Consider the following 12,111-nt stretch of genomic DNA (forward strand, 5'->3'; position numbering starts at 1 on the left):
AAGGTGGTGAGCAATAAATTGATTCATAAAAGAATATATAATGCCAGAAACTTAAAAACAGCGAAAGGCACTTTAATTATTGAAGGTCCTGTCTCTACACATAATCTTGAAATGTATGAATTTCATCCAGACTTAATTGCGTTTCGTCCTGCCGAACAGCAATATAAAGCAATTGTCGAAATTTCTAAATTACCAGAAGCTCGTCTCATTATTGCTAGACATGACCAAACGATCGTTGGATATGTTACATACTTATATCCTGATCCGCTCGAGCGATGGTCAGAAGGAAAGATTGAAAACTTAATTGAACTCGGGGCGATTGAAGTTGTCCCAGCCTTTCGTGGTTGCTCTGTCGGAAAAAATTTATTAGAAGTTTCAATGATGGACGATCATATGGAAGATTACATTATATTAACGACTGAATATTATTGGCACTGGGATTTAAAACAAACAGGCTTAAATGTTTGGGAATACCGAAAAGTAATGGAAAAAATGATGAATGCTGGTGGTTTACAATGGATGGCTACAGATGATCCTGAAATTTGTTCACATCCTGCCAACTGTTTAATGGTCCGCATCGGTAAACGTGTTGATACGGATTCCATTCAAGCATTCGATCGTCTACGTTTTCACAATCGTTTTATGTATTAATAAAGGGGGCAACTGGAATGATTGTAGAAGAAATTATGAATCAAAATGTAGTAACACTACATCCAAACGATACAATCGAAACAGCAATCCGAACAATACGTACGAAAGGCATTCGGCACATTCCAATTGTCGATCAAAATAATCATGTCGTAGGCATTATTTCTGATCGGGATGTAAGAGATGCAAGTCCGTCTATTTTAGATGAACAAGTTTCACTCGATATGCTGAAGCAACCGCTTGAACTCATAATGAAACACCCTGTTATGACTTGTCACCCTCTCGATTTCGTTGAGGAAATTGCGACTTTATTTTTTGAAAATAAAATAGGCTGTCTTCCTGTTACGAAAGCTGGAAAACTCGTAGGTATCATTTCTGAATCTACAGTGCTGCACACGTTAGTAAAATTAACAGGAGCTCATCAACCGAGTTCACAAATTGAAATTCAAGTGAAAAATGAACCTGGTATTCTTGGAAAAGTCGTTGCTATTTTTAGTGATTTACAAATAAATATTGTGAGCGTTCTCGTCTATCCAGCAAAAGATGAGAATGATAAAGTACTCGTTTTCCGCATTCAAACGATGAATCCTCTAAAAGTGATCGATGCACTCGAAGCAGAGGGCTACCGCGTATTATGGCCAAACATAATGGGGATGCAAGCATGAGCAGCGCCTTCATTTATTCGGATGACTTTCGGGGCTATTCTTTTAGCCCTGATCATCCTTTTAACCAACTACGCGTCACACTTACGTATGACTTATTACAAAAGAGTGGTTTTATCTCCCCTTCTCAAGTCATCTCGCCAAGAATGGCTACAGATGAGGAAATTGCATTCATTCATACAGAGGAGTACATAAATGCGGTAAAACTTGCTGGAGAAGGAAAGTTAGAAAAATCAATTGCGATGACATATGGACTTGGAACAGAAGATACACCAATGTTTCCAAATATGCATGAAGCAAGTGCATTACTCGTTGGCGGAACATTAACAGCTGTCGATGCTGTTATTTCTGGGAAAGTAAAGCACGCCCTCAATTTAGGTGGCGGCTTACATCATGGCTTTCGTGGTAAAGCATCTGGCTTTTGTATTTATAACGATAGCTCTATCGCAATGAAATATATTCAGAAGAAATACGGTTTACGCGTTTTATATATTGATACAGATGCTCATCACGGTGACGGGGTACAATGGTCTTTTTACGACGATCCTAACGTATGCACCATTTCATTACACGAAACTGGGCGTTATTTATTTCCTGGAACTGGCGCAGTAAATGAACGTGGACAAGGAAATGGATATAATTATTCTTTTAACGTTCCACTCGATGCTTTTACAGAAGACGAATCGTTTTTAGATTCATATCGAACAGTTGTAAAAGAAGTGGCAGCATACTTTAAACCGGATATTATTTTAACGCAAAATGGTGCTGATGCACATTATTACGATCCACTTACACACCTTTGCGCAACGATGAACATTTACCGTGAAATACCGAAGCTCGCTCGTGAAATCGCTAATGAATATTGCGACGGTCGCTGGATTGCTGTCGGCGGTGGTGGCTATGATCACTGGCGCGTCGTACCAAGAGCTTGGGCACTCATTTGGCTCGAAATGAACAACATCCAAAACATCTCAGGTTATCTCCCTCCAGAATGGATTGACGCTTGGAAAGGACAAGCAGAAACCGACCTTCCCCTTACATGGGAAGATCCAGACAACATGTATCAACCTATCCCTAGAAAACCAGAAATCGAAGAAAAAAATGCATTAACTGTAGCGAAATCTCTTGAAATTATTCGGAATAATATGACAAAATCTTTGTACTAAACGAAAAGGAGGCTCGTTTTTAAATAGCCTCCTTTTATTTATTGTCGGTTTCTGTCGGTAAGTCGATATTTTTTAAAAATCGCTGATATATTTTGAGTATCGCCGATATATTTTGAGTATCGCTGATATATTTCGAGTTGCGCCGATATATTTTGAGTATCGCTGATATATTTCGAGTTGCGCCGATATATTTCGAGTATCGCTGATATATTTTGAGTTGCGCCGATATATTTTGAGTATCGCTGATATATTTCGAGTTGCGCCGATATATTTTGAGTATCGCTGATATATTTTGAGTATCGCTGATATATTTTCATTTAATAACGGGTTGGCCCAACTTTTATGAGAAAAGGTAGTGATATTATGTGGAAACAACAAATAATCAGCACAAAACGTGGGACATTCGAACTCTTTACTAAAGGAAATGGCGAACCGCTTTGCATGACACATCACTATTCACAATTTAATGAAACTGGTGATTACTTTGCGGATGTTTTTACTTCTACACATCGTGTATTCCTTATTAACTTACGAGACGCTGGGAACTCTGTAAAAGCCAAAGTAGAAAACGAATTAAGTATGATTGAAACGATTCACGACTTAGAAGCAATTAAAGAAGCTTTGCAATTTTCCACATGGCATTTCGCCGGCCATTCAACTGGTGGTGTGCTTGGACTTTTATACGCGATTACATATCCAGAATCCTTACAATCACTAGTCGTTGTTGGAGCAGCAGCAAGTAACTATACCGAAACACCATTTTGTATTTATCACCCTGCACATCCACAGTTTCATTATATGCAAGAACTTATTGAGAACTTAAAAAGCCCACACCTTACAAGTGAAGAGCGAAAAGAACTATCTACTAAGCGAACCAAATTATCTTTATATATACCAGAACACTATGAATCTTATTTTTATAAACCAATTCATAAATCAATGTCTGCCAATCGGATGAACGCTTTCAATACAGAATACCCATACTTCAATCTAAGAGATTCCCTTTCCTCTATTCAAACAAAGACGCTTATTACATGCGGCAGACACGATATACAGTGCCCGATTCAGTATTCTATTGAGATGCATGAGGGCATACGTAATTCTATTTTTGTGCCATTTGAGGATAGTAATCATTATCCTTTTTTAGAGGAAGCTGCTCATTTTACTTCTACTATTCAAGAATTTTACAAATCGCTGCGTCAGGAAAATACCTGTCTTTAGTTCCGTTATTAGGCCCAGTACCAGCGTTCTTGTAATCAGGGGCAAAGTAGCGATTAAGTGTAGAAAATCAGCCGTATATGCATGTGTTTTGCAGTAACAAAAAGAGTTTCGATTAGTAATGTTACGAATCATTTTTGATACAACGAATTCAAGAGTTATAGAATTTATTATTCTTAAGCACTTTATGTAACATAAACGGTCGTTTTTGTTACATAAAACTACTTTGCTCTAAACGTAGCTACGCTGGTAGTAGGTCTCTTTGGAGATGACTTTGCCATCTCTTTTCTGTTCCAGCTTCTGTTACTTGCATACAAATGACACCTGTTAAAATAAATAAGGAAACGAGTAAGCTTCGCACAGGAATTTTACCGCGAACTCGTTTAACCTCTGACTTCGTTTCCAGTGTAATAAAAAATGGTTCTTACGCTCTTTTGGTGACGATTTAAAAATTGTACGTATTAAAGAAAAGATAGAGTCTTGCTTGAACACATTTTCACTCTGAGGTTTCATAAAAAATGAACGATTGTATTGTCAATTAAAAATTCTTTTGTTGTTTCGCCAAATATGCGTAATAACCACTTTTGTTTTGCAGAAAACATGTGATTATAAAAGAAAAAAGTAATCAAATTTGTTTAGATTACTTTTTTCAGAATTATAATAAAGGGGAAATTAGACGCATTAGGGATTCCAATATTCGTTTTCGAATACTACGTTTTTGAAATGATTTCCATTGAATTTCAGTTGAATGGTTAAAGTCCTCTTCAAAATCACGTTTAATATCAAGAACTGTCTTAGATTCATAAAGTACGCTAATGATTTCATAATTTAGTTCAAAACTACGGACATCCATATTTGCTGTGCCAATTGTTGCAATTTCATCATCTACAAGTACAATTTTAGCGTGCACAAAACCATCTTTATAGCTGTAAATTGAAGCACCGGCTTTTAGAAGTGGTGTGAAGTATGATTGAGATGCGAGATCACTAATGATTCTATCTCTCTTACCTGGGTATAGAATACGGACATCTATTCCAGCTATTGCACTTAAACGTAGTAATGTTAATGTTTCTTGGTCCGGAATGAAATAGGGTGTTGTGATCCAAATTGATTTCTTAGCAGAAGCTATAACAGCAAGTAAAGTATTACGAATGTTTGTATCATCTGAACTTGGTCCACTTGCTACAATTTGAACAGCACCTTCTGCATGAGAATTTTGTTTACCTGGAAAGTATTTTGTATTCATAAATTGATTCCAAGAATAAGTATTTAAACCATTAGTGGCATAAAGCCAATCTTCAAGGAATATTGCTTGTAATTTGTACAATGCTTTTCCTTCTATTCTTAAGTGGCTGTCACGCCAAATTGGGAATTTTTTAGAACGACTAAGATACTCATCACCAACGTTGAGCCCACCTGTAAAACCAATCTCTCCATCTACAATGACAATTTTACGATGGTTACGATAATTTACTGTTTCAAGTGGCCATGACGAAAGAATAGGATCAAATGCCACAACCTCAATTTCTACATCTTTCATAGGTTGTAAGAAACGATTTCGTAATGAATTGCTTCCGATTCCATCATAGAGAAAGCGTACAATTACACCAGATTTTGCTTTCTCAATTAATGCATCGCGAATTTTTGTACCAATTTCATCTGCTCGATAAATAAAGTATTGAATGTGTATATGATGTGTAGCACTTTCAATAGCTTGTATAATGCTTGTAAATGTTTGATCACCATTTGTTAAGAGTTTTGTTGTTGTATTATTGGCGACAGGACCGCCACCGAATTTTTGTACAACATGTGTTAAATAAGTAGAGCGCTCACTTAATGGGGAAGTGAATGATAAATCTAGATGTTTTCCTTCTAAAATCTCACGGAATAATTTTCTTTGCTCTTCTGAACGATGTAGATGCTTCTTTCTTCTCCAACGACTTCGGCCAAAAAGAGCGTACAAAAGTACACCAACAACAGGAAGAAGTGCTAATACTAAAAACCATGCTAAAGTACTTTTTGGTGAACGGTTTTCGATAAAAATAATGAAGGCAATTCCTACTATTGTGATAAACCATAGTACGTCGACAAAGTTGTATAGTGAGGTAATAGATGTATCTAACAGAAAGAGAATGATAGATACAAGTGTAAATACACATAATAATTGAACTTTAGGGTTTTTCATCTTTATAAAATTCACCTATTCTTTCTTAAATGTAGGGTTCGTATATGGGAGCTGTAACCTAGCATTTCTATTAAGGAGAATCACATGGTTGCTGCTCTAGTCCGTCATATCATTTATATAAAATATAATGGATTAATAAATTGTGAGGTTTCTAAGGCTCGTTTCCTCAAGTTTTCTCTAATATATGATCCGATAAATGGAATTTTGTGATATTCCATTTCCTTTTTAATGATGCTGAATAAAGCCGAGCTCATGAAAGCCAAAGAGATACAAGGGAAATTCCTTGTATCTCTTTAGCTTTAGATCTACTCTCTCTACACTGACTCAGTAGATAAAGAACCTTTTTGTTTATCTTTCCCTTTGAATACAGCCAATACCATAATGATAAAAGATACAAGTCCAAGAAGCCCCATCGTCTGAACATATGATCCCACTCTGTACCCTCCAAAGAAGAAGCTGCTACGAAATGCTTCTACACTGTACTTAAAAGGAGTCCAAGAATACAACCAATGTTTTGTCACATCAGGAAGAAATTCGTGTGCCAGTGATAAAACTGGCATGGAAAAGAAGAAGACTACCATTAATATTGGTACCCCGACACGCCCAATCCAGTTGAGTACTGCACTTTGCAGAAGGAAGAACATGAAACCAAAGAAAAGTAACAATAAGAAAATTTCTCCTGCGTTCGGTATATATACATCGAGTATAGTATGAGCAATGAAAAGGGTTAAACTTGCAATTACTGTCATGAAAACAGAACCTGCAAGGACCTGTGATAAAACTGACTTTCCTGTAACGCGTCCGTTTGTAAACTTTTGGACAGCTATAAATAAGACTAAAGAACTGATAAGAGTAGTAATCCATAAGATTTGTGTCAGCATAATAGGAATATTTCCATTACCTGTATGTGTTTGAACTGGATGAATTAACTCCGTTTTAATAAGAAATGGGTTGGCTAATAACTTTGCCTGTTCAGTTGTTACTGTCATATTGCTTTGTGAAATCTGATTAAATAAGGTATTACGGATATTTTCGTTTATCCCTCCAATGAACTTATCAATCATTTGGCTCGAAACCGTTGCGGCAGTATAGTTCATTCCTTGATTCACCAAGACTTGCACCTCAGGTTGTTCTCCTTTCGGTGTGGTCAGCGATATAAGTTGCTGGGACATTTCTGGTGGAAACATAATGGCAGCGTAATACTTCTTATCCTTCATCCCTTGCAATACATCTTCTTGTGTTTGTAAGAACGTCCATTTAATTTGGCTTTGCTTATTTTGCAGAATTTGCTTTTTTATTTCATCTCCTAAATTTACACTTCCTTGTCCTGGTAAGTTCACACCTGTATCCTGTATTACTATAGCTATCGGTAAGTCTTTAGGTACAGGATTAACAGTTGATCCCATAAAAGCAAAACTAGCGATGGTAACAGCAACCATAATGCCTAACAAGCCACCTAGAACCATCTTTTGTTTGAAAAATTGCTTTATTGTAAGCATTTAAAATTATTCCTCCTAGTATTTATTTAACAAAATGATAGATAACAAACAAAGTGTAGTTTATAATAAATACATGTTGTTTATATTGTAATTATATCGTTTTTACTAAACAATTCAATTTACAGTTAAGGCATGAATGTACGATAAAAAACAAAAGAATGAAATCTGTTGTTTATAATGACAATAACGAACAGGGAGGTATAAGGTGTTGAAAAAAGCGGATCTGCGGATTATTCGGACAAAGAAATTTATATATGATGCTTTTATTAAACTGATAGCGGAAAAAGGATACGATGCTATTACCATTCAAGACATCACAGATGAGGCACTCATTAATCGGGCGACATTTTACTCACATTACAGGGATAAACAAGATTTGTTAACAAAGCTTAGTGAAAATGTACTAGGAGAATTGACAAGTAAGATGGTCCTATATACTCATGTGCAGGGACAGCAAATAGATTTTTCGGAATTCGAGGGGATTTTACAATCCATATTTGAGTGTATATTAAAACATGCAGACTTTTATAAAAGCATGCTTGGCTCTCATGGCATTCATGATTTTAACCTAAAAATGCAGCAGACTATTATGGATAATCTTGAACAAAATTTCATTGAGCTTAAAATTGAAGACCATGACTTAGATATTCCAAAGGATATGGTATTCCATTTCATCACTTCCTGTGTTGTTGGGATGGCAATTTGGTGGCTTCAAAATGACATGAAATATTCACCGAAATATACTGCAAAACAATTAGTGAAGCTTATGACTAAAGGACCCTTGTGTGCAGTGGGTTTTACTTTGTTTAATGAGGGCTAGAAGGAGCAACTGTGACGGGAAGTGCAAAGCGGTTTCTAATAAATATATTAAAGAAGAAACACGAAGTTTTTTACTTCTGTGTTTCTTCAAATTTTCGCCAATGGATCGCTCGATAAAGAGCACCTTACAAAGAAATAAAATATTCTACTCGTAGTAAACAACTCAGTGATATCAATGTATATATGGTGCCCTCTACTACCATAAGGAAGTTTCTTTTTTGAAAAATCTTAAGAAGATTTTAGCATGTAAAAAGAGTTCTGAAAGCCAGAACTCTACTGTTTAAAATATTTACTTTGCCCCTGGTTACAGCAACGCTGGTACTGGGCCTATTATTGTAAAAATCTAAAATAACATATTAATTCACAAGCAAATTTACTGACAAAAAGCTCAAAGTCTCTATAAGACTATGAGCTTTTTGTCAGAAGAAATATTTCGTACTATATACAAATATAAGGTAAAAGGAAAAAAGCACTAAACCTAAATCCAGTAATACTGACTTTTTATCTCCTTCTTTTAAACTTATCGTAATATTAAAAACACTTCTAACTATCCAACACACTATCAAAAATAACCAACCATAATGATCATTTTTATAATCTTCATCATAAAATATTTGTATTGCACCAATAATTAATAAAATAATTACGATATTAGTTCCAATCCTTAAAGCCTTGTTTGATTTATTATTTTGCAATTTCTCCCCCAAAATCTAGCACGCCCTCTCAAACTATCCTACGTTTTATTTCTCCTTATATCCTAACACGAATTACCTATTTTTACCTTTTTATTCAAATAACAAGTGAACTACACCATTACGCATAAAAAAACCTGTCAATCACTCGACAGGTTCACTACACATTAAAGCGATAACCAGCTCCCCACACTGTTTCAATATATTGCGGGTGGGCAGGGTCTCTTTCAACTTTTTCACGTAACTTTCTAATATGAACAACAACCGTTGCTAAATCGCCAGCTGAGTCTAATCCCCAAATGCGTTCAAATAACTGTTCTTTATTTAACACTTGGTTTGGATGCATCACAAAAAATGTTAATAAATCAAATTCCTTCGTTGTAAACGAAACTTCTTCATTATTGATAAAAACTTTCCTCGCTCGCTGATCGATAGAAATCCCGTGAATGTATAATGTATAATGTATCACGTTTCTTAACCATATTTCCTGATAATCTTTCATAACGAGAAATATGTGCTTTTACTCTTGCAACTAATTCACTTGGACTAAATGGTTTCGTTATATAATCATCTGCACCTAATCCGAGTCCGCGAATTTTATCTATATCCTCCTTCTTTGCTGAAACAAGCAAAATAGGAATGTCTTTTATAGCACGTATTTGTTTACAAATTTCAAATCCGTTCATCTTCGGAAGCATAATATCTAAAATAATTAAGTCATAATCTTCGTGCAGGGCCATTTGTAAACCTACTTCTCCTGAATGCTCTACATCAACTTGAAAATCACTAATTTCTAAATAATCTCGCTGTAATTCTGCAATACTTATTTCATCTTCTATTAGTAAGATTCTTTTCAATTTACTCACCACATTCCTGTACTTTTTCCAATGAGAAGAAAATGCTTGTGCCTTCCCCAAGCTCGCTTTCCGCCCAAATGTCCCCGCCATGTTCTTCAACAATTTGTTTCGCTATCGCTAAACCAAGTCCACTTCCACCTGTACTAGAGTTTCGTGATTGTTCCGCACGATAAAAACGCTCAAATATATACGGTAGCGTATCAGATTCTATACCTGATCCATTGTCCATCACTTTCACAATAACTTTATCGTTATCACTCGATACTGTTACAGTAATTTTCTTTTCTTCTTTATCCATGTATTTCACACTATTATGAATTAAATTTGATATCACTCTATTTATCTTTTCGCAATCAGCCGTTACATATAGTGGTGATGCATGTAATTGTAAGTTAATTTCTATACCTTCTTTACTTAAATCCATCTGCATCTCTTCTATTAATTCTTGCATAAACATATTTAATTCAACCGTTTCAAACTGGAATGGAACTCGATTTAAATCGAGCTTCGAAAATAAAAATAGTTCATCAATGAGTGTATCCATATGTTTTGCTTTCGTATGAATCGTTGTTAAATACTTATCCATTTTTTCTGGGGTATTTGCTACCCCATCTTTTATTCCTTCCACATATCCGATAATAGATGTAATCGGTGTTTTCAAATCATGGGAGATGTTTGAAATGAGCTCTTTTCGATTTTCTTCATACTGCGTTTGTACTTCAATCGACTCTTTTAACTTCTTCCTCATTTCCTCAAACCCTTGATTTAATTGCCCTACCTCATCGTGCGATGTAACTGGAATTTGAAAATCTAAATTTCCTTCTTTAATTCTCTCAGTTGCATCTTTCAATACAAAGATTGGTTTTATCACACTTCTTGAGACGAAATAACTTAATAGTCCAATGAGTAAAATGGCTAAAAGTAAGAGCGATACGAACAAAATTGGAAATAATTTTTGTGTAAGATCTACGAACGAACTTTGCTTTTTTAGTACAAATATACTCCCTTCTTCATTCTCTGGAAAATAAAAATCAAATTTTACATATCGATAAAATGTATCGCCTAGTTCCGTTGTACCACGACTATTAATATTTGCTGATTCAAATTTCGGAAGAGCTTCTTTTAAAGATACACTTTCAAATATTTTTGTAGCATAAGAAATGGTTTCTCCCTTTCTTACAACTATTTTCACACCTTCTTGTTCAAGTGATGAAACGAACGATTCATCTAATAGCTGTGATTGATTTTTCTTTGCCGCTAATTTCAATTCAATATACGTATTCTCTTCTTCTGGCGTAAGCGGCTTTTGAATATAGGAACTTTTATAGAAATTTTTCACTGATTCCAAGTCTCCTGTTATGGAAAAAACAATTAAAAATCCCGCGACTAATATGAGCGTAATGGAAACGAGAATAACAGCGATATAAGAAAATAAAAATCTTGTTTTAATAGACATAATTAAAATCCTCACTTTATCTATCCTTATTACTCATAAGCATAAAAATATATGTTCAAATACTCAAGCGATTTTATAGTAATTTTAGCACCAGTTTATAAAAATTTAATGTTCCTATTTTACAGTTTAAATTAGGATACCGAATTGCTTACAAAAGGAGGTTGAAATTCCATGTTCAAAAAAACATTAAGCATGATATGTTGCGTAATTTTTTTACAAGGATGCTCACAAGAACAAGAAGTTAAAAAGGAGATGACAAACATGGAGACAGCGCTACTAGCAGCTACTGAGAAACAAGAAACGAATACTGTTATATCGTTACTCAAAAAAGGGGCTGACATAAATATAACGGACAGTAAAGGACGTACCCCTCTTATGATTTCTACATACAAAAATGATGTAAAAACTGCAAAAGCGCTTATTGAAGCAGGGGCTGACGTAAATATCCAAGACGATATGAAAAACAATCCCTTTCTATACGCCGGTGCAGAAGGTTACTTTGATATTTTAAAACTAACGATTGATGCCGGTGCAGATCCATCGCTTACAAATCGTTACGGCGGAACAGCTCTTATCCCCGCCTCAGAACATGGCTATATTGATGTTATTAAAGAACTTCTTACGCGAACAACTATTGATGTTAACCATGTAAATAATCTCGGGTGGACCGCTTTAATGGAAGCCATCGTACTAAGTAATGGAAACGAAACACAGCAACAAGTCATTCAGCTTCTTATTGAGCACGGTGCAGATGTAAATATTCCAGACAACGATGGTGTTACCCCGTTAGAGCATGCTCGCGCTCATAACTTTGAAGAGATAGAGAAGATTTTGTTAGAAGGGCGTAAGTAAAAAGCTAATTTTTGCCTTCCTCCCCCACCCTATGCTACATTTAACCCGTTACATTAA

The 12,111-nt window shown here is 35.3% G+C and carries 10 protein-coding genes and 2 pseudogenes; 6 read left to right on the forward strand and 6 right to left on the reverse strand.

The annotated features are described in order from the left end of the window. Positions 1–18: 18 nt before the first annotated feature. The 4 genes from acuA to MKY70_RS24240 all read left to right on the forward strand — a co-directional run bounded on the left by acuA (position 19) and on the right by MKY70_RS24240 (position 3,697). Complete coding sequence (gene acuA, locus MKY70_RS24225; RefSeq protein ID WP_088032288.1) at positions 19–651, forward strand: acetoin utilization protein acetyltransferase AcuA; 633 nt, start codon at positions 19–21, stop codon at positions 649–651. Between the two features lie 17 nt (positions 652–668). Continuing rightward, the gene (locus MKY70_RS24230; protein WP_002123078.1) at positions 669–1,313 is read left to right on the forward strand and encodes an acetoin utilization AcuB family protein; all 645 of its coding nucleotides are present in this window, start codon (positions 669–671) and stop codon (positions 1,311–1,313) included. Beyond that, positions 1,310–2,476 (forward strand): acetoin utilization protein AcuC, encoded by a 1,167-nt coding sequence (gene acuC / locus MKY70_RS24235; protein ID WP_078175968.1) that lies wholly within the window; start codon positions 1,310–1,312, stop codon positions 2,474–2,476. The genes MKY70_RS24230 and acuC overlap by 4 nt, the downstream gene beginning before the upstream one ends. A 342-nt stretch (positions 2,477–2,818) precedes the next feature. Beyond that, positions 2,819–3,697 carry an alpha/beta fold hydrolase gene (locus MKY70_RS24240; RefSeq protein WP_341025887.1) on the forward strand — a complete coding sequence of 293 codons (879 nt, stop codon included), beginning with the start codon at positions 2,819–2,821 and terminating at the stop codon, positions 3,695–3,697. A gap of 289 nt (positions 3,698–3,986) precedes the next feature. Here the strand turns inward: MKY70_RS24240 and MKY70_RS24245 are convergent. From MKY70_RS24245 to MKY70_RS24255, 3 genes and pseudogenes are all read right to left on the reverse strand, one after another. Then, a pseudogene (locus MKY70_RS24245) lies at positions 3,987–4,112 on the reverse strand (multidrug resistance efflux transporter family protein); the annotation flags it as partial. Positions 4,113–4,349: 237 nt separating this feature from the next. Next, positions 4,350–5,879, reverse strand: coding sequence for a cardiolipin synthase (locus MKY70_RS24250; RefSeq protein WP_341025888.1), 1,530 nt, complete (start codon positions 5,877–5,879; stop codon positions 4,350–4,352). A 314-nt stretch (positions 5,880–6,193) separates the two neighbouring features. Continuing rightward, positions 6,194–7,378 (reverse strand): YhgE/Pip domain-containing protein, encoded by a 1,185-nt coding sequence (locus MKY70_RS24255; RefSeq protein WP_341025889.1) that lies wholly within the window; start codon positions 7,376–7,378, stop codon positions 6,194–6,196. Between the two features lie 205 nt (positions 7,379–7,583). Here MKY70_RS24255 and MKY70_RS24260 point away from each other — a divergent pair, with 205 nt between their 5' ends. Continuing rightward, complete coding sequence (locus tag MKY70_RS24260) at positions 7,584–8,198, forward strand: TetR/AcrR family transcriptional regulator (protein WP_088032282.1); 615 nt, start codon at positions 7,584–7,586, stop codon at positions 8,196–8,198. A 418-nt stretch (positions 8,199–8,616) separates the two neighbouring features. Here the strand turns inward: MKY70_RS24260 and MKY70_RS24265 are convergent, their stop codons facing one another. The 3 genes and pseudogenes from MKY70_RS24265 to MKY70_RS24275 all read right to left on the reverse strand — a co-directional run bounded on the left by MKY70_RS24265 (position 8,617) and on the right by MKY70_RS24275 (position 11,202). Next, positions 8,617–8,904, reverse strand: coding sequence for a hypothetical protein (locus MKY70_RS24265; RefSeq protein ID WP_088032280.1), 288 nt, complete (start codon positions 8,902–8,904; stop codon positions 8,617–8,619). Positions 8,905–9,049: 145 nt separating this feature from the next. Continuing rightward, positions 9,050–9,746 (reverse strand): annotated as a pseudogene (locus MKY70_RS24270) (response regulator transcription factor). A gap of 1 nt (position 9,747) precedes the next feature. Next, the gene (locus MKY70_RS24275) at positions 9,748–11,202 is read right to left on the reverse strand and encodes a sensor histidine kinase (protein WP_088032276.1); all 1,455 of its coding nucleotides are present in this window, start codon (positions 11,200–11,202) and stop codon (positions 9,748–9,750) included. Positions 11,203–11,373: 171 nt separating this feature from the next. On the opposite strand from MKY70_RS24275, the gene MKY70_RS24280 reads away from it, so the two are divergent. After that, positions 11,374–12,054, forward strand: coding sequence for an ankyrin repeat domain-containing protein (locus MKY70_RS24280; RefSeq protein WP_088032274.1), 681 nt, complete (start codon positions 11,374–11,376; stop codon positions 12,052–12,054). Positions 12,055–12,111 lie beyond the last annotated feature (57 nt).

This window comes from Bacillus sp. FSL R9-9492 (assembly GCF_038007365.1).
GTDB classification, from domain to species: domain Bacteria; phylum Bacillota; class Bacilli; order Bacillales; family Bacillaceae_G; genus Bacillus_A; species Bacillus_A mycoides.